General features: G+C 68.7%; 21 protein-coding genes. 15 read left to right on the forward strand and 6 right to left on the reverse strand.

The window, feature by feature from the left end:
* The first annotated feature begins 10 nt into the window (after positions 1–10).
* Positions 11–376: a DUF4189 domain-containing protein gene (locus tag K883_RS00195; protein WP_020823086.1), complete on the forward strand. Its 366-nt coding sequence runs from the start codon at positions 11–13 to the stop codon at positions 374–376.
* Between the two features lie 112 nt (positions 377–488).
* Complete coding sequence (locus K883_RS00200) at positions 489–863, forward strand: DUF732 domain-containing protein (protein ID WP_020823087.1); 375 nt, start codon at positions 489–491, stop codon at positions 861–863.
* A 16-nt stretch (positions 864–879) separates the two neighbouring features.
* Here K883_RS00200 and K883_RS00205 read toward each other — a convergent pair whose 3' ends face one another.
* A complete protein-coding gene (locus K883_RS00205; RefSeq protein ID WP_020823088.1) occupies positions 880–1,446 on the reverse strand; it encodes a TetR/AcrR family transcriptional regulator in 567 nt (188 codons plus the stop codon).
* 114 nt (positions 1,447–1,560) lie between these two features.
* Between K883_RS00205 and K883_RS00210 the strand changes: the two genes are divergently transcribed.
* The 6 genes from K883_RS00210 to K883_RS00235 all read left to right on the forward strand — a co-directional run bounded on the left by K883_RS00210 (position 1,561) and on the right by K883_RS00235 (position 6,779).
* Positions 1,561–2,391, forward strand: a complete 831-nt coding sequence (locus K883_RS00210) for a mycofactocin-coupled SDR family oxidoreductase (protein WP_020823089.1) — start codon at positions 1,561–1,563, stop codon at positions 2,389–2,391.
* Positions 2,392–2,397: 6 nt separating this feature from the next.
* Positions 2,398–3,219, forward strand: a complete 822-nt coding sequence (locus K883_RS00215; protein WP_020823090.1) for a mycofactocin-coupled SDR family oxidoreductase — start codon at positions 2,398–2,400, stop codon at positions 3,217–3,219.
* A gap of 58 nt (positions 3,220–3,277) precedes the next feature.
* Positions 3,278–4,033 carry a carboxymuconolactone decarboxylase family protein gene (locus K883_RS00220; RefSeq protein WP_369798900.1) on the forward strand — a complete coding sequence of 252 codons (756 nt, stop codon included), beginning with the start codon at positions 3,278–3,280 and terminating at the stop codon, positions 4,031–4,033.
* A gap of 22 nt (positions 4,034–4,055) precedes the next feature.
* Complete coding sequence (locus tag K883_RS00225; protein ID WP_020823092.1) at positions 4,056–5,519, forward strand: aldehyde dehydrogenase family protein; 1,464 nt, start codon at positions 4,056–4,058, stop codon at positions 5,517–5,519.
* Positions 5,520–5,582: 63 nt separating this feature from the next.
* Positions 5,583–5,795, forward strand: a complete 213-nt coding sequence (locus K883_RS00230) for a hypothetical protein (protein WP_008258482.1) — start codon at positions 5,583–5,585, stop codon at positions 5,793–5,795.
* A gap of 63 nt (positions 5,796–5,858) precedes the next feature.
* Positions 5,859–6,779 carry a cation diffusion facilitator family transporter gene (locus tag K883_RS00235; protein ID WP_008258485.1) on the forward strand — a complete coding sequence of 307 codons (921 nt, stop codon included), beginning with the start codon at positions 5,859–5,861 and terminating at the stop codon, positions 6,777–6,779.
* A 9-nt stretch (positions 6,780–6,788) separates the two neighbouring features.
* Here K883_RS00235 and K883_RS00240 read toward each other — a convergent pair whose 3' ends face one another.
* Positions 6,789–7,133 carry a DUF732 domain-containing protein gene (locus K883_RS00240; RefSeq protein ID WP_036455220.1) on the reverse strand — a complete coding sequence of 115 codons (345 nt, stop codon included), beginning with the start codon at positions 7,131–7,133 and terminating at the stop codon, positions 6,789–6,791.
* Positions 7,133–7,471, reverse strand: coding sequence for a DUF732 domain-containing protein (locus K883_RS00245; protein WP_008258488.1), 339 nt, complete (start codon positions 7,469–7,471; stop codon positions 7,133–7,135). The genes K883_RS00240 and K883_RS00245 overlap by 1 nt, the downstream gene beginning before the upstream one ends.
* A gap of 100 nt (positions 7,472–7,571) precedes the next feature.
* On the opposite strand from K883_RS00245, the gene K883_RS00250 reads away from it, so the two are divergent.
* From K883_RS00250 to K883_RS00260, 3 genes are all read left to right on the forward strand, one after another.
* A complete protein-coding gene (locus tag K883_RS00250; RefSeq protein ID WP_008258490.1) occupies positions 7,572–8,342 on the forward strand; it encodes a Clp protease N-terminal domain-containing protein in 771 nt (256 codons plus the stop codon).
* Positions 8,343–8,434: 92 nt separating this feature from the next.
* Positions 8,435–8,953, forward strand: a complete 519-nt coding sequence (locus K883_RS00255; RefSeq protein ID WP_179945079.1) for a hypothetical protein — start codon at positions 8,435–8,437, stop codon at positions 8,951–8,953.
* Entirely contained in the window at positions 8,941–9,456 is a 516-nt protein-coding gene (locus K883_RS00260; RefSeq protein ID WP_020823096.1) for a GNAT family N-acetyltransferase, read from the forward strand. Before K883_RS00255 ends, K883_RS00260 begins: the two co-directional genes overlap by 13 nt.
* On the opposite strand, the gene zapE is transcribed toward K883_RS00260, so the two are convergent.
* Positions 9,434–10,567, reverse strand: a complete 1,134-nt coding sequence (gene zapE / locus K883_RS00265) for a cell division protein ZapE (protein ID WP_020823097.1) — start codon at positions 10,565–10,567, stop codon at positions 9,434–9,436. The two genes, K883_RS00260 and zapE, sit on opposite strands and share 23 nt — an antisense overlap.
* Between zapE and K883_RS00270 the strand changes: the two genes are divergently transcribed.
* The 4 genes from K883_RS00270 to msrB are packed head-to-tail and all read left to right on the forward strand — an operon-like array spanning position 10,566 to position 14,656.
* Entirely contained in the window at positions 10,566–11,321 is a 756-nt protein-coding gene (locus tag K883_RS00270; protein WP_020823098.1) for a pyrimidine reductase family protein, read from the forward strand. The two genes, zapE and K883_RS00270, sit on opposite strands and share 2 nt — an antisense overlap.
* Positions 11,322–11,335: 14 nt before the next feature.
* Complete coding sequence (locus K883_RS00275) at positions 11,336–12,895, forward strand: alpha/beta hydrolase (RefSeq protein ID WP_072501376.1); 1,560 nt, start codon at positions 11,336–11,338, stop codon at positions 12,893–12,895.
* Positions 12,896–12,923: 28 nt separating this feature from the next.
* A complete protein-coding gene (gene aftC, locus K883_RS00280; protein WP_020823100.1) occupies positions 12,924–14,234 on the forward strand; it encodes an arabinofuranan 3-O-arabinosyltransferase in 1,311 nt (436 codons plus the stop codon).
* Positions 14,231–14,656 (forward strand): peptide-methionine (R)-S-oxide reductase MsrB, encoded by a 426-nt coding sequence (gene msrB, locus K883_RS00285; RefSeq protein WP_008258507.1) that lies wholly within the window; start codon positions 14,231–14,233, stop codon positions 14,654–14,656. Before aftC ends, msrB begins: the two co-directional genes overlap by 4 nt.
* Positions 14,657–14,818: 162 nt before the next feature.
* On the opposite strand, the gene K883_RS00290 is transcribed toward msrB, so the two are convergent.
* Both K883_RS00290 and hemQ read right to left on the reverse strand, forming a co-directional pair.
* Positions 14,819–15,571: a class I SAM-dependent methyltransferase gene (locus tag K883_RS00290; RefSeq protein WP_020823101.1), complete on the reverse strand. Its 753-nt coding sequence runs from the start codon at positions 15,569–15,571 to the stop codon at positions 14,819–14,821.
* Positions 15,568–16,263 carry a hydrogen peroxide-dependent heme synthase gene (gene hemQ, locus K883_RS00295; RefSeq protein ID WP_008258510.1) on the reverse strand — a complete coding sequence of 232 codons (696 nt, stop codon included), beginning with the start codon at positions 16,261–16,263 and terminating at the stop codon, positions 15,568–15,570. Before hemQ ends, K883_RS00290 begins: the two co-directional genes overlap by 4 nt.

The following is a 16,263-nucleotide window of genomic DNA, read 5'->3' on the forward strand; positions in this document are numbered from 1 at the left end:
GAGTCGGCCGGTGCGGTCAATCATTGCCGTCGTCGTCGCGGTCGGTTGCGCGCTCATCGCGGCGCCGGCGGCCGCGGCCGACGACGACTTCGTCGCCCTGGCGGTGTCCGTCGGCAGCGGACGCGCCGCCGGCTGGGGCACCGGGGGCAGCCAGGAGCAGGCAAACCGGATCGCGCTCGCCCACTGCACCGCCGAGGCCGGCGACGTCTGCGAAGTCGTGGCCGGCACGCGCAACGGCTGCGCATCGGTGGCGTTCGACCGTTCCGGCCGGTTCCAGGGCGGATCCGGCCCGGACACAACCGCATCCAATGCGGACGCCCTGGCCAAGCTGGGCGCGCCCAACGGACGAATCAAGGCCTCCCACTGCTCGTCGTGAAATCCGGGACGACGCCTCGCGCGATGCCGAGATGGACACCGCGATTTCGGCTATCGTTCACTTAAGTCGTCCTTGACTTGCCGCCGATTGGCCCGCGCATAGAGGGGAGGCCATGGCTCATCCGAGGGCCGGTTTTGCCACGTGGTCGGCCGCCTGCGCGATCGCCCTGGCCACGGGCGCGCTGGCCGGCGCGGCACCGGCGGCGGCCGATGACGACGCCGACGATGCGTTTCTCGCCGGCCTCGACAGGGGCGGGATCACGATGTTCGACGACGACGATGCGATCGCGACGGCCCATGCGGTGTGCAGCAGCATCGAAACGAACCCGAATGTATCGATGCTGGCGATCAAACTGACCAAGCAAACGCCCATGTCGGCGAAGCAATCCGGATACTTCATCGGCCTTTCGGTGGCCAGCTACTGCCCGGAATACAAAGACGACGTCGATCCGTCGATGGGCTGGCTGATACCGCCCCCGATCCTGTGAGAGCGCAGAATCCCGCTCAGCCCTGCGCCGCGGTCAGCCAGAACACCGTGCGCTCGATGCCGAGCACGATCTCGGTGACGTCGATCTCGCCCTGAGCGAATCGCGTGAGAAACCCGTACACGACGCCGGGCAGGATGAGCTCGAGGTCTTTGGCGAACCCCGGATCGGCTTGGGCCAGAATGGCTTTGGCGACCGGGACGACGGCATCGACACCGCGCTGGATGAGGCGTTTTCCCCCGGGCCCCGATCGCGCCTGGAAGTAGGAGCGCAGCATCAACGGGTGGCGTTCCCACGGCTCGAAGATGGTCCTCATCACGTGCATCAGGTCGACATAGATCGAATCGCCGGGCAGGTCCTCGATCAGCGACGGCAATCGCGCGTAGCGGTTGGCGTCCATCCAGCCTTCCAGCGCGGCGACGATGAGCTCGTCGCGCGTCGGATACCGCTTGTAGATGGTCGCCAACGAAACGCGGGCCCGTCGCGCCACCTCGCGCAGCTGCACGGCCTCGTAGCCCTCGGTGTCGAGCATTTCGACCACGATGTCCAGGATCGGATCGACCCGGGGCCCGGACGCGCTGTCCACGGTCTGTACTCGGGACCCTGTCGTCTTCACAGTAACCATGTTACTGTGCGCACGTGAGTAACGGCGTTACTCCGGCCTGATCTGGGCCGATGACCAAGAAAAGAGGAACGCGCCGTGGGTTCGTTAGATGGCAAAGTCGCCTTCATCACCGGGGTGGCCCGCGGCCAGGGCCGCAGCCACGCGGTGCGGCTCGCCCGCGAGGGCGCCAACATCATCGGGATCGACATCTGCGCCGACATCCCCGCCAACGGATATCCGATGGCCTGCCGGCAGGAACTGGACGAGACCGTCGCCCTCGTCGAAGAGGCCGGCGGAAAGATGCTGGGCACCGTCGCCGATGTGCGCGACTTCGAGCAGGTCAAGACCGCGATGGATAGCGGCGTCGAACACTTCGGCCGCCTCGACATCGTGTTGGCCAACGCCGGGATCGCGCCATTGGCGTTCCGCGAGTTGAGCATTGAGGAGGAACTGGCGCAGTGGCGCGCGGTCACCGGCGTCAACCTCGACGGCGCCTACCACACGGCGTGGGCGGCCGTTCCGCACCTGCTGTCCGGTAATCGCGGCGGGGTGATCATCTTCACCAGCTCGACGGCGGGCATCAAAGGTTTCGGCGGCCTGCAAGGCGGCGGCCTGGGCTACGCGGCGTCCAAGCACGGCATCGTCGGCCTGATGCGCACCCTGGCCAATGCGCTTGCGCCGCTGAACATTCGGGTGAACACCGTGCACCCGACCGCGGTCAACACCATGATGGCGACCAATGACGACATGACCGACTTCCTGGAGAAGAATCCCGGCGCCGGCCCCCATCTGCAAAACCCGATGCCCGTCGGCATGCTGGAACCCGAAGACGTCAGCGCCGCGATCGCCTACCTGGTCTCCGACGAGGCGAAGTACGTGACCGGCGTGACCTTCCCCGTCGATGCCGGCTTCTGCAACAAGGTCTGATAGCCCGTGACAACGAACGACGCAACGGGCCGGGTCGCCGGCAAACGGATCCTGATCACCGGGGCCGCGCGCGGCATGGGACGCTCGCACGCGGTGCGGCTGGCCGAGGAGGGCGCCGACTGCGTCCTCGTCGACATCTGTTCCACCCCAGCGGGTTTGGAATACCCGCTGGCCACCGAGGACGACCTGAACGAGACCGCGAACCTGGTCGAGAAACACGGCCGCCGGGCGATCACCGCGGTCGTCGACGTGCGCGACGAGGCCGCCATGAAAACGGCGGTCGACGCGGCCGCCGGCGAACTCGGCGGTCTCGACGGTGCGGTCGCCAACGCCGGCGTGCTCACCGTCGGCACCTGGGACACCACCACCGCCGAGCAGTGGCGGCTGGTCGTCGACGTCAACCTCATCGGCGCATGGAACACCTGCGCGGCCGCGCTGCCCCACCTCGTCGAGCGCGGCGGCGGGAGCCTGGTCAACATCAGTTCCTCGGCCGGCATCAAGGGGACCCCGCTGCACGTGCCCTACACCGCGTCCAAGCACGGCATCGTGGGCATGACGCTCGCGCTGGCCAACGAGCTTGCCGCACAGAACATTCGGGTCAACACCGTGCACCCCACCGGCGTGGCGACCGGCATGGCGCCCCCGACGATGCACACATTGATCGCCGAGCAGCGGCCCGACCTGGTGCCCATCTTCCTCAACGCGCTGCCCGCGCCGCTGATCGAGGCGGCCGATGTGAGCAACGCGGTGCTCTACCTCCTCTCCGATGAATCCCGTTATGTCACGGGGCTTGAGCTGAAAGTGGACGCCGGTGTCACCATCAGATAGTGCTTTGACGGACGACGGTGCGCGACATGAACGGGGGGTGCGCACCTTCGCCGAGGTGATGACGGTCGACCCGCCCGGCGATCGGGGACCCTTCACCGCAGGGCTGATCGACTTCGTCTTCGGCGAGGTGTGGTCGCGGCCCGGGCTCAGCCGCCGCGATCGACGGTTCGTGACGCTGGCCTGCGTCGCGGCCGCCGACGCACAGGCCCCGCTCGAGCAGCACGTCTATGCGGCGTTGAACAGCGGTGACCTCACCATCACCGAAATGCGGGAAACGGTCCTGCATTTCGCCGTCTACGCCGGCTGGCCGAAGGCCTCGCGGTTCAACATCGCCGTGGACCAGGAGTGGGCCAGGATCGCCGAGGAACGCGGCGAGGCACTCCCTCCCCCGGAACCGTTGCTGCCGCTGGTCACCGCCAGCGACCCCGAGCAGCGGCTGCAGGGCGGCGAAGCATCGTTCAAGGAGATCAACTGCCTGCCGTTCGCGCCGATGCGCGACAACCCCTACTCCGGCGCGGGCATCCTGAACTTCGTCTTCGGCGAGATGTGGCTGCGGCCCGGCTTGGGCATGAAGGAACGCCGCCTCATCACGGTGGCCTGCGTCGCCTTCCAGGACGCCGTAATCCCGATCATCTCCCACGTGTACGCGGCGCTGAAGAGCGGCGACGTCTCGTTCGAGGAGATGGACGAATTGGCGCTGCAGTTCGCGGCGTACTACGGCTGCGCCAAGGCCGACTACCTCAACCAGGTGATCGCGGAGCAGAAGCAGCGGGTGACGGCCGAAAACCGGGCCGATCCCGCGACCGTCGGCTGACACGACAACGGAGGACACTGCCATGACGGCAACCGCGTCGTCACCGACGCTCTCGGGTGCGTTACTCATTGGCGGGGAACGCATTACCGCGGCATCCGGCGGAACCTACCGCCACGTCTACCCGGGCACCGGCCTGCCCAACGCGTCCATACCCCTGGCCGGCCGAAGCGAGGTCGATCGGGCCGTGGACAGCGCGTGGGACGCGCACCGGGAATGGATGTCCTACCCCGTCGATCGCCGCCGCGACCTGTTGTTCGCGCTGGCCGATGTGGTGCGCGACCACTTCGCCGAGCTGAGCGAGCTCAACGTGCACGACTACGGCGTCCCGATCGCGGTCGCCGGCAACTCCGTACTGACGGAGCGGTTCCTGCGCTACTACGCCGGCTACGTCGACAAGTCGCACGGCGCAAGCACTCCCGTCGCCGGCGCGTTCGACGTCAACATCGTCGAGCGCGAACCGTACGGCGTCGTCGGCGTCCTGGCCCCGTGGAACGGGCCGCTGGTCGTGGTCGGCGCGGCCGTGGCCCCCGCGCTGGCGGCGGGAAACGCCGTCATCCTCAAACCCTCGGAGGTTGCGTCGTTGGCGCCCTTGCGCTTTGGCGAACTCTGCCTGGAAGCGGGCCTGCCGCCGGGGTTGGTGAACGTGCTGCCGGCCGGCCCGGAGGGCGGCGACGCGCTGGTGCGTCACCCGGGAGTCCGCAAGATCCACTTCACCGGCGGGCAGGCGACCGCGCAGAAGGTGCTGCAGGCCGCATCGCACAACCTCACACCCGTGACGGCCGAATTGGGCGGCAAGTCGGCATATCTCGTGTTCGCCGACGCCGACCTCGACATGGCCGCCGTCATCGCGGCCCACCAGGGGCCCATCACCCAGGCCGGCCAGAGTTGCGCCTGCGCCTCGCGGATCCTCGTCCAGGCGTCGGTGTACACGGCGTTCGTGGAGAAGCTCGTGGCGACCGTGCGGGCCGCGAAGGTCGGGGATCCGCTGCAGCCCGACGTCATGTTCGGGCCCGTCGTCAGCGAAGCCGCCGCCGAGCGCATCCTCGGTGTGATCGACCAGGCGGTCAGCGAGAAGGCCGGTGACCTGATCACCGGCGGGCGCCGGCTGGGCGGCGAACTCGAGTCCGGCTATTTCATCGAGCCGACGATCTTCGCCAACGTCGACAACCGCTCGGCGCTGGCGCAGACCGAGACATTCGGGCCGGTGGCTTCCGTCATGCCGTTCGGCGACGAGGACGAGGCGGTCAGGATCGCCAACGATTCGCGCTACGGCCTCAACGCCTTCGTGGCGACCTCCGACCTGGAGCGGGCACACCGGGTGGCGCGCCGGCTGGAGGCGGGTTCGGTGTGGGTGAACAGGCACAGCGACATCGCGCCCCAAGGCCCCTACGGCGGATACAAACAAAGCGGGTTCGGCCGCACCGGCGGCATCGAAGGCCTTTATGACTTTCTGCAGGTGAAGAACATCCGCATCGGCATGAGCTGACGCACAGAGTTCCGAAACACGGTGTCCATCAGGTATTTCCGCTAGTGGCGTACAGTCGCGTTCATGAATTTGGTCGAGTGGCTGCGGACCCCCCGCTACTTGCGGACACGCTTCATGATGGAAACGCGGCCCCTGAACAGCCTCGAGATGGAGATCGTGTTCCTCGAGGTCTCCGCCCGCGACGCGCTGGTGCGCGTGCCCGTGGCGTTCATGCTCCTGCCGAAGACCGTCCGCCCGTGGCGTGATCAACCGTCCAAGCCGGAGCAGGACAAGTAGGGCGCGGCCCTCGTCTGCCGTAAACCCTTGGGAGCCGCCGCCGCATCGGGCATGCTGACTCCTATGCATGCGATCAACGGGGTCCGTGACCCGGCGGCAGGTTTTCCCCTCGACACCGCGGCGGACGACGCCGGCGAGCGCCGGCAGGCCAACCGTGCGGTCGCCGTCAGCGCCGTCGGGCTGGCGTTGACCGGCCTGGTGGAACTGGTCATCGCGCTGTTGTCCGGTTCGGTGGCGCTGCTCGGCGATGCGCTGCACAACCTGTCCGACGTCTCCACCAGTGCCCTGGTGTTCGTCGGGTTCCGCGCCTCGCGCAAGGTCCCCACCGAGCGGTACCCCTACGGCTACGAACGCGCCGAGGACCTCGCGGGCATCGGGGTGGCGCTGGTGATCTGGGGCAGCGCCGTGGTCGCCGGCTTCGAGAGCGTCACCAAGTTGCTCCGTCACGGCGGCACCGGCTACGTGGGCTGGGGCATCGCCGCGGCCGTCGTGGGCGTCGCCGGCAACCAGCTGGTGGCCCGCTACAAACTGGTGGTAGGCAAGCGAATTCGGTCGGCCACCATGGTCGCCGACGCCAAGCACTCCTGGCTCGACGCGTTGTCGTCGGCCGGGGCGGTGCTGGGGCTGATCGGCGTGGCGCTCGGCTGGGGCTGGGCCGACGCGGTCGCCGGAATCGTCGTCACCGGATTCATCTGCCACGTCGGCTGGGAGGTCACCGCCGACATCGCGCATCGCCTGCTCGACGGCGTCGACCCCGACATCATCACCACCGCCGAGGCCGTCGCCGCCTCGGTGCCCGGCGTGACGCACGCGCACGCCCGGGCCCGATGGACCGGCCGGACCCTGCGCGTGGAAGTGGAAGGGTTCCTGAACGCGGACACGTCACTGGCCGCATCCGATCAGATCGGTCGCAGCGTCGCCGCGGCCCTGGCGCCGCGGATCCCGGAGATGCAGAGCTTCACCTGGACGGCGCGGGCGGCCTGACCGGTCGGCTCAGTTGCCGGGGGCGCCTTCGGGCTTGGGCCCGCGGTCCTCGCCGGTGATGTACTTCGGGCAGTAGTGGGCGGCGGAGAGGAAGGTGAACTTGGCCGCGCTGGCGCCCTGGAAGGCGGGGTTCTGGTTGCGCAGGTCCGTCACGATCTTCGCGTCCGACTGGCCGTCGTCGAGCAGCTCACACACCGACTTGCCGATGGTGATCGCGTTGCCGGCGTCCTGGTAGGTGATGCCGGCGTCGCGCAGGTCCTTGAGGAAATCCTGATCGTTGTCGACGTCCGCGTGAGCCGGGACGGCCAGGCCGAGCGCGGCGGCGACGCTGCAAAGCGCGAGCAGAAATCGCATCATCGCGGGGCGTTCGTGACCGCCGTGATCGCGTTCGGGCAGTACGTGTTGGCGGCAATGGCCGCGAACTGGTTGGCCTTGTCCTCGTTCAGCGCAGAGTTCTTGGCCAACAGCGTCTTGACCACGTCGGGCATCTGCGTGCCCTGACCGACGGTGTCGCACACCCACTTGCCAGCTCCCACCGCCTTATCGGAATCGGCAAAGGTGATGCCGGCCGCGCGCAGTGACGCGATGAACGCTTCGTCGGTGCCGTCGACGCCGTCAACGGGGTCGGCGTGCGCCGAAGCGGCCAGGCCGATCGTGACCGCGAGGCCGGACAGGGCGAGCAGGAGCTTCATGGCTTACGGATTCTCCCAGAGGGAACGCCCGCGCGCATCTCCTGCCGAAGCCGTCAACCTCCGGTTGACACCCGGGCTGCGTCAACCTAGCGTTGACGACATGTCCGAGCCCATCCGCATCGCGTATCCGATCCGCCTCGACGAGTTGATCACCGCGATCAAGACCACCCACCCCGACGTGCTGGATCAGCTGACCGACGCCGTGCTGGCCGCCGAGCACCTGGGCGAGATCTCCGACCACCTGATCGGCCACTTCGTGGACCAGGCCCGCCGCTCCGGAGCGTCGTGGACCGACATCGGCAAGAGCATGGGCGTCACCAAACAAGCCGCCCAGAAACGATTCGTCCCCCGCGCCGAGGCCACCACCCTGGACCCGGAGCAAGGCTTCGCGCGGTTCACCCCGCGGGCGCGTGGCGCGGTGGTGGCGGCCCAGAACGCCGCGCACGAGGCCGGTAACGGCGAGATCACCCCCGACCACCTGCTGATCGGGGTGCTCGCCGATGCGGCCGCGCTCGCCACGGTGTTGTTGCGCCTGCAAAAGATCGACACCGAGGCGCTACGCGATGCCGCGGCCGCGTCGATCGCCGCGCTGCGCGTGGAAGACCAACCCCCCGAACTCATCCCGTTCAGCGGGCCGGCGCGCAAGGCGCTCGAGTTGACCGTGCGCGAGGCGCTTCGGCTCGGCCACAACTACGTCGGCACCGAGCACCAGCTGCTGGCGTTGCTCGAACTGGAGGCCGCCTCCTCCACCCCTGGGCCGCTGCACCGATGCGGCGTCGACAAGGACCGGCTCGAGGCGGATCTGATCGCGGCGCTGGAATCGCTCGGTGGCGGGAAACCCGTTGTCCCGGACGGCGGCGGTGACGGCTGACGGCCGCGGCCGACCCCTCCCTCGGGCGCTACCGCGTGTGCGATCATGCGAGGGTCCCCGCAACGGTGCCAAGGAGGCAAGACATGGCGAAGATGCGCCGCTGGCTGGTATCGGTGTCGGCCGTGTTGGTTGCCGCGGCGAGCGTGACGGCCGTCGTTCCGGCGCCGCGCGCGTGGGCCGGTGACGCGCCGATCGGCCACATCGGGGACACGCTGCGCGTGGACAACGGCACGTTCATCGCGGACGTGACCGTGAGCGGCGTGGCGCCCTGCGACCCGCCGCCCGGGTTCGGCTACACGCGCGAGGGCACCTACAAGGGCTTCCCCGGCAGCAGCGTCGAGCGCGCCGACGTGACGATTCGCGCGATCCGCGTGCCCAATCCGTACATCATGGCGACCATCTTCAGTTTCAACGGGGTGACCCCGAACGCCGACGCGTACAAGCCGCGGGCCTCCGATGCGCCCGACGCGCTGGACAACGTGATCGTCAACGCGCCCAACGGGGCGATCGTGCGCGGTGAGGTGTATTGGGACGCCTACCGCGACCCCGTCTCCACCGTCGTCCTGCTGGACAAGAAGACCGGCTATCACCTCGCCCAGTGGAATCTTTGATCCGAACCGTCCACGTCGCGGCGGCGGATTCCGGTGCCGCCGCCGAGCTGGCCGCCGTTGCGACCCTTACCTTTCCGCTGGCGTGCCCGCCCACCGCGGCCCCGGAGAACATCGCGGCCTTCGTGGCCGCCAACCTGTCGGCCGAGCGCTTCGCGGACTACCTCGCCGATCCGCACCGCGCCGTCCTCACCGCGTCTTGCGACGGCCGGATCATCGGCTACGCCATGCTGATTCGCGAACCCGGCGGTGTTGCCGCCGAGCTGTCCAAGATCTACGTGCTGCCCGCGTACCACGGCGGCGGGGTGTCGACGGCCCTGATGGACCGCGCGCTGGCCACCGCCGGCGAGTGGGGCGCGCGGCGCGTGTGGCTGGGGGTCAATCAGGCAAACCAACGCGCGCAACGCTTTTACGCCAAGAGCGGCTTCGAGATCAGCGGCACCAGGACGTTTCGTCTCGGCGCCGGCCTCGAGCACGACTATGTCATGGTTCGCGAGCTGGGCTAGCCGCCGCCGTCAACGCCAGCAGCCGGGATGTGGCCCGTAGGTACTTCTTTCGGTATCCGCCGGCCAGCATCTCCTCGCTGAAGATGGTGTCCAGTTTGGCGCCCGACGCCACCACGGGAATGCCGGCGTCGTAGAGCCGGTCGGTGAGCGACACCAGCCGCAGCGCGACGTTCTGGTCGTCGATCCCGTGCACGCCGGTCACAAACACCGCGCGCACGCCCTCGATCAACGTCAGGTACCGCGACGGGTGCATGGTGGCCAGGTGCGCGCACAGCGCGTCGAAGTCGTCGAGCGTGGCGCCGTCGACGCGCGCCGCGCGCGCCGCCACCTGTTCGTCGGACAGCGGCTGCGGGGCCGGCGGCAGGCCGCGGTGCCGGTAGTCGGGCCCCTCGATCCGCACGCTGGTGAAAATGCTTGCCAGCGTGTTGATCTCGCGCAGGAAATCCTGCGCCGCGAAGCGGCCCTCGCCGAGCTGCTCGGGCAGCGTGTTGGAGGTGGCGGCCACCGACACCCCGCGCTCGACCAGCGACGAGAGCAGCCGCGCGATCAGCGTGGTGTTGCCCGGGTCGTCGAGCTCGAACTCGTCGATGCAGACCGCCGTGTAGGTGCCCAGCAGGTCGACGCATTCGGCGAAGCCGAACACCCCGGCGAGCTGGGTGAGCTCCCCGAAGGTCGCGAAAGCCTTGGGGGGCGGGCCATCCGGCGTCCCGCCCTTCGACCCACCCGGCCCGTCACCGGGCAGTTCGTAGTAGGCCGAAGCCAGCAGGTGCGTCTTGCCCACGCCGAACCCGCCGTCGAGGTACAGCCCGACACCGGGCAGAACCTGCCGTCGTCCCAACAACTTTCGGCGGCCCGCGCGGCGCTGCGTGGCCTGCCGGCAGAAGTCCTGGCATGCCAGCACCGCGGCGGCCTGCGTCGGCTCGGCCGGATCGGGCTCATACGTCGCAAAGCTCACGTCGGCGAACGTCGGGGGCGGCCTCAATTGGGCGATCAGGCGCTCCGGCGAGACGGTCGGATGCCGATCCACCAGGCGCGCGATGGCGCCCGAAACGCTCGCGGAGGTGGACCCGTGCATGCAGGAACTGTAGCGGCGTGCTGCAATCAGACCCATGCCCGAGACGCCGCTGTCGCTGCTGGGCTCGGTGCGCGACCTCGAGGACGGCGAACTCCCCCGGCTCTACGGCTATCCCGAGCACGACGCGACCTGGGTGCGGGCGAACTTCATCACCAGCGTCGACGGCGGCGCCACCTCGGGCGGCAGCAGCGGGGCGATGGGCGGGCCGGGCGACCGGTTCATCTTCAACCTGCTGCGTGAGCTCGCCGACGTCATCGTGGTCGGCGCGGGCACCGTGCGGATCGAGGGCTACTCCGGGGCGCAGCTGAGCGCCGCCCAGCGCCAGCACCGGCAGGCCCGCGGGCAAAGCGAGGTCCCGCCACTGGCGATCGTGACCAAATCGGGCCACCTCAACCGGGACATGGCCGTGTTCACCCGCACCGAGGTGCCGCCGCTGGTGCTCACCTGCGCCGCGGCGGCCGCACAGACGCGGCGGCTGCTCAGCGGCGTGTGCGAGGTCCTCGACTGCTCCGGCGGCGATCCCGAGAAGGTCGACGAGGCCGCCCTGCTGGCGGCCCTGGGCGAGCGCGGGCTGCGCCGCATCCTCACCGAGGGCGGCCCGATGCTGCTGGGCTCGCTGATCGACCGCGACATGCTCGACGAGCTGTGCCTGACGATCGCGCCCTACATCGTCGGCGGCCAGGCGCGACGCATCGCGGCCGGCCCGGGCCAGCTGCTCACCGGGATGCGGTGCGCCCACGTCCTGACCGACGACGCCGGCTACCTTTACACCCGCTACGTCCGGGCCTAGCTACTGTGGTCGGCATGAGTCGGCCGTACACGTGCGCCACGATCCTCGTTGCGGTGACCGCGCTGCTGGCCGGCTGCGTCCCGGGCCTGGCCGCCAACCCGCGCTTCGCCACGAATTCCGGTGCGCGGCCGCAGGGAGCGGCCACCTCGAAGCCGGCACCGTCCGGCCCGCCCCCGATCGCCGCGCCCAAGAACGACCTGGCGTGGCACGACTGCACCTCGCGGGTGTTCGCCGACGCGGCGGTTCCCGCCGCCGCGGGTGTGCAGCTCGACTGCGCCACCTACGACTCCGACTTGGACCCGGTCAACGGCGGGGGCGGCAGCCTGAGCATCGGGGTGGTGCGCGCCCGCACGAACAAGACGCCCCACGACGCCGGGCCGCTGGTCTTCACCACCGGCTCGGATCTGCCGTCGTCGGCGCAGCTGCCGGTCTGGCTGTCCCGGGCCGGCGCCGACGTGCTCGCCGCCCACCCGATCGTCGCCGTCGACCGTCGCGGCATCGGCATGTCGAGCCCCATCGACTGCCGGGACAAGTTCGACCGCCAGGAGATGCGCGACCAGTCGCAGTTCCAGACCGGCGACGACCCGGTGGCCAACCTGTCCGAGGTCGCCAACACCGCGACCACCAACTGCACCGACGCCATCGCGCCCGGGGCCTCCGCCTACGACGACGCGCACGCCGCCTCCGACATCGAGCGGTTGCGCAGCACGTGGGACGTGCCCGCCCTGGCGCTGATCGGCATCGGCAACGGCGCCCAGGTGGCGCTGGCCTACGCCGGATCGCGACCCGACAAGGTCGCCCGCCTCGTCCTCGACTCACCGGTCGCGTTGGGCACCAACGCCGAAGCCGCCGCCGAGCAACAGGTCAAGGGGCAGCAGGCCGCCCTCGACGCCTTCGCCGCCCAGTGCATCGCGGTGAACTGCGCGCTCGGTCCGGACCCGAAGGGCGCCGTCAGCGCCCTGCTGGCCGACGCCCGCGCCGGCAGGGGCCCCGGCGGCGCGTCGGTGGCACAGGTCGCCAACGCCATCACCGTCGCGCTGGGCTTCCCGTCCGGTGGTCGCGTCAACGCCACGACCGACCTGGCCAACGCGCTCGCGGCCGCCCGCTCCGGTGACACCAACGGGCTGAACAACCTGATCAACCACGCCAACGCCGTGCAGGACTCCGACGGCCAGTTCGTCAACGTCTGCAGTGACGCCGTCAACCGCCCGACACCGGACCGGGTGCGGGAGCTGTTCGTCGCCTGGGGCAAGCTCTATCCCCAGTTCGGTACCGTCGCCGCGCTCAACATGGTCAAGTGCGTGCACTGGCCCACCGGTTCCCCGCCGCCCTCCCCGAAGACCCTGAAGGTCGACGTGCTGCTGCTCGGCGTGCAGAACGACCCGATCGTGGGGACCGACGGGGTCGCGGCGACCGCGGCCAGCATCATCAACGCCAACGCGGCCAGCAAGCGGGTGATGTGGCAGGGCATCGGACATGGCGCCAGCATCTATTCGGGCTGCGCGGTTGCGCCGCTGAACGGCTACCTCAGCAGCGGCAAATTGCCCAACACCGACACCTACTGCCCGGCCTGATGCTGCCTTCAGCGGCGCCGGCGCGCCGGTGTACGGTGCGCTGGTGACGGCAGCTGAATCGATCCGAACCGGCTCGCGCGAGCGGCTCCTGACCGCCTTTCGTCCCCGCGCCGGCGCGCCGAGCGTGGCGAACATCTTGCGGTCCGCGCTGTGGCCGATCGCCATCCTCTCGGTGCTGCACCGCAGCATCGTCATCACCACCAACGGCAACATCACCGACGACTTCAAACCCGTCTACCGGGCGGTGGTGAACTTCCGGCGCGGCTGGGACATCTACAACGAGCACTTCGACTACGTCGATCCGCACTACCTGTATCCGCCCGGCGGCACGCTGCTGATGGCACCGTTCGGGTACCTGCCCGAGTATCCGTCGCGCTACCTGTTCATCCTGATCAACACCGTGGCCATCCTGGCCGCCTGGTATCTGCTGCTGCGGATGTTCAACTACACGCTGTCCTCGGTCGCCGCACCCGCGCTGCTGCTGGCCATGTTCTGCACCGAGACGGTGACCAACACGCTGGTGTTCACCAACATCAACGGCTGCGTGCTGCTCGCCGAGATGCTGTTCTTGCGGTGGCTGCTCGACGGCCGGATCGGCCGGCAGTGGTGGGCCGGCGTGGCGATCGGCCTGACGCTGACGCTCAAACCGGTGCTGTTGCCGTTGCTGTTGCTGCCCGTGCTGAACCGCCAGTGGCGGACGCTGGTGCCCGCCTTCGTGATTCCCGTCGTCGTCAACGCGGCCGCGTGGCCGTTGGTCAGTGATCCGATGGACTTCGTGACCCGCACGGTGCCCTACTTTTTGGGCACCCGCGACTATTTCAACAGCTCGATCGAGGGCAACGGCGTGTACTTCGGCCTGCCCACCTGGCTGATCGTGTTCCTGCGAATCCTGTTCACGCTGTTGGCCATTGGGGCCCTGTGGCTGCTGTACCGCCACTACCGCACCCGGGACCCGCGGTTCTGGTTGACCAACTCCGCGGGTGTGCTACTGCTGTGGTCGTTCCTGGTGTCGTCGCTGGCCCAGGGCTACTACTCGATGATGCTGTTCCCGTTTTTGATGACGGTCGTGCTGCCCAACTCGTTGATCCGCAACTGGCCCGCGTGGCTGGGGATCTACGGCTTCATGACCCTGGACCGCTGGCTGCTGTTCAACTGGATGCGCTGGGGCCGGGCGCTGGAGTACCTCAAGATCACCTACGGCTGGTCGCTGCTGCTGATCGTGGTGTTCACCGTGCTGTACTTCCGGTACCTCGATGCCAAGGCTGACAACCGGCAGGATGACGGGATCGATCCGGCGTGGCTGATGACCGAGCGGCAGCGCGCTACCGTGGATGCATGACCTCCCCCGACGTATCGCGTCCGAAGCTGCAGCTGACCGACGACGAGTGGCGCCAGAAACTCACCCCGGAAGAGTTTCACGTGCTGCGCCAAGCCGGCACCGAGCGACCCTTCACGGGTGAATACACCGACACCAAGACCGAAGGCGTGTACCAGTGCCGCGCCTGCGGTGCCGAATTGTTCCGCAGCACAGAGAAATTCGAGTCGCACTGCGGCTGGCCGTCGTTCTTCGACCCGGCGAAATCCGATGCGGTGATCCTGCGGCCCGACCATTCGATGGGGACGACGCGCACCGAGGTGCTGTGCGCGAACTGCCACAGCCACCTGGGCCACGTGTTCGCCGGTGAGGGCTACCCGACGCCGACCGACCAGCGGTACTGCATCAACTCGGTCTGCCTGCGACTGGTGCCGTCGGGGGCTTGAGTCCCAGCAGTCACAAGAATCGGGGGGCATTCTTTGTGCCCACCTCCCAGCGACAACGTCGTTAACGGGTGTGACCAGGGGAAACACGTTGTCGCTGGGAGGTGGGCAAAAGCCCCCTTCCCTCCCCCAGTGACAGACGCGACGGGTGTGACGCCCAGGCCCTCAGTCGACCCGCGTGGCGTGCACTTCCCAGAACGGCGCGTACACCCGACTGCCGTCGAGCCAGGGCTCCATGGCGCGGAACCGTTCCAGCAACTTCGCCGCCTCGTCGGCCATGTCGGGATTGCGCGCGGCCATCAACTCGATGGACTCGGCGCTGATGTTGACCTGGTAGGTGGTCGTGCCCAGATACGTGATGTCCCACCCGGCGCCGGGAAGCACGTCGCGAAAGTCGCTCTCGGACAACGACCGCAGCATCTTGAAGCCGTTGATGTTGTGTTCGCCGAATTCGAACATGTACAGCCGCGCGCCCGGCCTGGTGGCGCGCCGCAGCGCCTCGGCGTAGGACCGTCGCAGCTCGGGCTCGGTGCTGAACGTGTGATAGAAGGCGCAGTCCACCACGGTGTCGAAGTGGCCGTCGAACCCGTCCAGCTTCGTGGCGTCGGCCACCTCGAAATTGACTGACACCCCGGCCTTTTCGGCGTTCGCCCGGGCGCGCTCGATGGCGCCGGCCGAACCGTCGATGCCGGTCGCCGAATAGCCCTTCGAGGCGTAGTAGATGGCGTGGTGGCCGGGGCCGGTGCCCGGGTCGAGCACCTCGCCTTTGATCGCGCCCAACGCCACGAGCTGCTGGACCACCGGTTGCGGGCCGCCGATGTCCCACGGCGTGGCGGTGGGCAGGCCGTGCGACGTCCGGTCGTCGCGGTACATCTGCTCGAAACGGGTGGGGTCGGTCGGATCGAAGGGCGCTGTCATGGCAGCGCTTTCACCAACTGCTCGACGGCCACCCGGGGGCCGGTGAAGAACGGCGTCTCCTCGCGGGTGTGCCGGCGGGCGTCGGTGGCGCGCAGCTCCCGCATCAGGTCGACGATGCGGTGCAGCTCGGGAGCCTCGAACGCCAGGATCCACTCGTAGTCGCCGAGCGCGAACGCCGGGACCGTGTTGGCGCGGACGTCCTTGTATTCGCGGGCGGCCATGCCGTGCTCGGCGAGCATGCGGCGGCGTTCCTCGTCGGGCAGCAGATACCACTCATAGGACCGCACAAAGGGATACACGCAGATGTAGTTGCCGGGCTCCTCGCCGGCCAGGAACGCCGGGATGTGGCTCTTGTTGAACTCGGCAGGCCGATGCAGGGCGACGCTGCTCCACACGGGCGAGCTGGCCCGTCCCAGCGCGGTGGTGCGGCGGAAATCGGCGTAGGTGGCCTGCAGCGCCTCGACGCGTTCGGCGTGCGTCCAGATCATGAAGTCCGCGTCGGCCCGCATGCCCGCCACGTCGTAGAGGCCGCGCACCACGACGCCGCGCTCCTCCTGTTGCTTGAGGAACGTCGACGCCTCGTCGATCACGTCGTCGCGCTCCTCGCCCAGCTCACCCGGCTCCACCGAGAAAACCGAGAACATCAGGTAGCGAATCTGGGAGTTGAGCGAGTCGTAGTCGAGCTTGGCCAT

It is taken from the genome of Mycobacterium sp. TKK-01-0059, assembly GCF_000709305.1.
In the GTDB taxonomy this organism is placed as follows: domain Bacteria; phylum Actinomycetota; class Actinomycetes; order Mycobacteriales; family Mycobacteriaceae; genus Mycobacterium; species Mycobacterium intracellulare.

Excerpts from the sequence above, each read along its gene's own strand:
- K883_RS00270 (WP_020823098.1), top strand. The coding sequence starts at position 10,566 with ATGCCCGAGACGCCGCTGTCGCTGCTGGGCTCGGTGCGCGACCTCGAG.
- msrB (WP_008258507.1), top strand. The coding sequence starts at position 14,231 with ATGACCTCCCCCGACGTATCGCGTCCGAAGCTGCAGCTGACCGACGAC.
- K883_RS00240 (WP_036455220.1), bottom strand. The coding sequence starts at position 7,133 with ATGCGATTTCTGCTCGCGCTTTGCAGCGTCGCCGCCGCGCTCGGCCTG.
- K883_RS00200 (WP_020823087.1), top strand. The coding sequence starts at position 489 with ATGGCTCATCCGAGGGCCGGTTTTGCCACGTGGTCGGCCGCCTGCGCG.
- K883_RS00225 (WP_020823092.1), top strand. The coding sequence starts at position 4,056 with ATGACGGCAACCGCGTCGTCACCGACGCTCTCGGGTGCGTTACTCATT.
- zapE (WP_020823097.1), bottom strand. The coding sequence starts at position 10,567 with ATGGGTCTGATTGCAGCACGCCGCTACAGTTCCTGCATGCACGGGTCC.
- K883_RS00250 (WP_008258490.1), top strand. The coding sequence starts at position 7,572 with ATGTCCGAGCCCATCCGCATCGCGTATCCGATCCGCCTCGACGAGTTG.
- K883_RS00275 (WP_072501376.1), top strand. The coding sequence starts at position 11,336 with ATGAGTCGGCCGTACACGTGCGCCACGATCCTCGTTGCGGTGACCGCG.
- hemQ (WP_008258510.1), bottom strand. The coding sequence starts at position 16,263 with ATGGCCAAGCTCGACTACGACTCGCTCAACTCCCAGATTCGCTACCTG.
- K883_RS00290 (WP_020823101.1), bottom strand. The coding sequence starts at position 15,571 with ATGACAGCGCCCTTCGATCCGACCGACCCCACCCGTTTCGAGCAGATG.
- K883_RS00235 (WP_008258485.1), top strand. The coding sequence starts at position 5,859 with ATGCATGCGATCAACGGGGTCCGTGACCCGGCGGCAGGTTTTCCCCTC.
- K883_RS00220 (WP_369798900.1), top strand. The coding sequence starts at position 3,278 with ATGACGGTCGACCCGCCCGGCGATCGGGGACCCTTCACCGCAGGGCTG.
- K883_RS00245 (WP_008258488.1), bottom strand. The coding sequence starts at position 7,471 with ATGAAGCTCCTGCTCGCCCTGTCCGGCCTCGCGGTCACGATCGGCCTG.
- K883_RS00255 (WP_179945079.1), top strand. The coding sequence starts at position 8,435 with ATGCGCCGCTGGCTGGTATCGGTGTCGGCCGTGTTGGTTGCCGCGGCG.
- K883_RS00230 (WP_008258482.1), top strand. The coding sequence starts at position 5,583 with ATGAATTTGGTCGAGTGGCTGCGGACCCCCCGCTACTTGCGGACACGC.